This window comes from Brevundimonas sp. KM4 (genome assembly GCF_000964075.1).
Lineage (GTDB): Bacteria > Pseudomonadota > Alphaproteobacteria > Caulobacterales > Caulobacteraceae > Brevundimonas > Brevundimonas huaxiensis.
This window is the reverse complement of sequence record NZ_JZRG01000057.1, coordinates 1-1121: the sequence shown is the minus strand read 5'-3', so window position 1 is coordinate 1121 and position 1121 is coordinate 1. Positions and strand designations below refer to the sequence as shown.

Annotated in this window: 2 protein-coding genes; one reads left to right on the top strand and one right to left on the bottom strand. The window is 65.4% G+C overall.

Translation table 11 applies throughout. The features are described from left to right. The coding region (locus tag VH88_RS15265; RefSeq protein WP_231576713.1) for a hypothetical protein at positions 1-323 on the top strand (323 nt) is incomplete at its 5' end. Here VH88_RS15265 and VH88_RS15260 read toward each other — a convergent pair. Beyond that, a partial coding sequence (locus tag VH88_RS15260; protein ID WP_045812011.1) for an ADP-ribosylglycohydrolase family protein occupies positions 320-1121 on the bottom strand: 802 nt, incomplete at its 5' end. The genes VH88_RS15265 and VH88_RS15260 overlap by 4 nt on opposite strands.

Below are 1121 nucleotides of genomic sequence, written 5' to 3'. Positions count from 1 at the left end.
CCTTTGCGGTTCCCTATGTGACCCAGGCCTACGGGCAAACGAAGTATGTTCAGCGACAGATCGAGCGGTCAGAATACGACTGCAATGGGCGCATCAGGGCCGTCTCGGTAGTCAGGTCCGAGATCTCCGGCCAGTTCATCTCGAGGGAAACCTCGGACGGCGTGTGGGAGCAAATCCGCCCCAATACGCTGGCGGAGATAGCGCAGGACATTGTCTGCAAGAACGACGTGTCCGGTTCGGCGGAGTTTACGGATCTGGACGCCACGATCGCCAACTTCCTTAGCTACAATCAGCGCCAACCTCCCGTCGTTCCGCCGCCCTAGGGCGCCAGCAAACTTTGGGCGGCCGCCACGAGCCGATCCTTCCAGGCCAGCCGATCCACCCATTCCGCAGGCAGTCGCTCCACACCGCTCAACGCCCCGGCCAGCTGACCTGCGATCGCAGCCGTGGTGTCGGCGTCCTGGCCGAGGTTCGCGGCCAGGAGAACGGAGCCCCGATAGTCCGCCGTGCGGCCAACGGACCAGAGCGCGGCTTCCAGACTATGCGCAACATAGCCTGAGGCGTTGATCTCCGCCCGCGGCCTATTCCGCCAGGACCCCGCCGAGATCGCCGCGATCGTGCCTGACCAAGCACCCGCGCGCTGCGCCAGCACCTGTGTCCGACGCGCCCCGGCGATCGCATCGGCGATCATCTCGGCGTACAGAACACAGGCATCGACCGCCTCAGGCGCAGCGTGCGTCGTTCGGCTTTGTCGCGCCGCAGCGTCACGCAGGGCATCTCGGTCATCATGGTAGCGGATCGCGACGGGCGCCAACCGCATCAGCGAGCCGTTCCCGGCGGTGTTCGGATCCGACGAACCACAATGATCCGCCTTCGTGCGCTCCCAGCGCGACAGGGCTTGAGCCGTCGTCGTGCCGATGTCGAAGCAGAAGCCGGTGCAGGAATAGGTCCCGTTCCGCCACCAGTCCGAGAAGCGCGCCAACAGGTCCTGCTCGTCTAACCGGCCGCATTCGACCAGGCTGTCGGCGAGCGCCAAGGCCATGGCGGTGTCATCGGTCCAATCCCCCGCCTTCAGATTGAACGGCCCGCCTCCGACCATGTCGGTCAGGCGCGGATAGGTG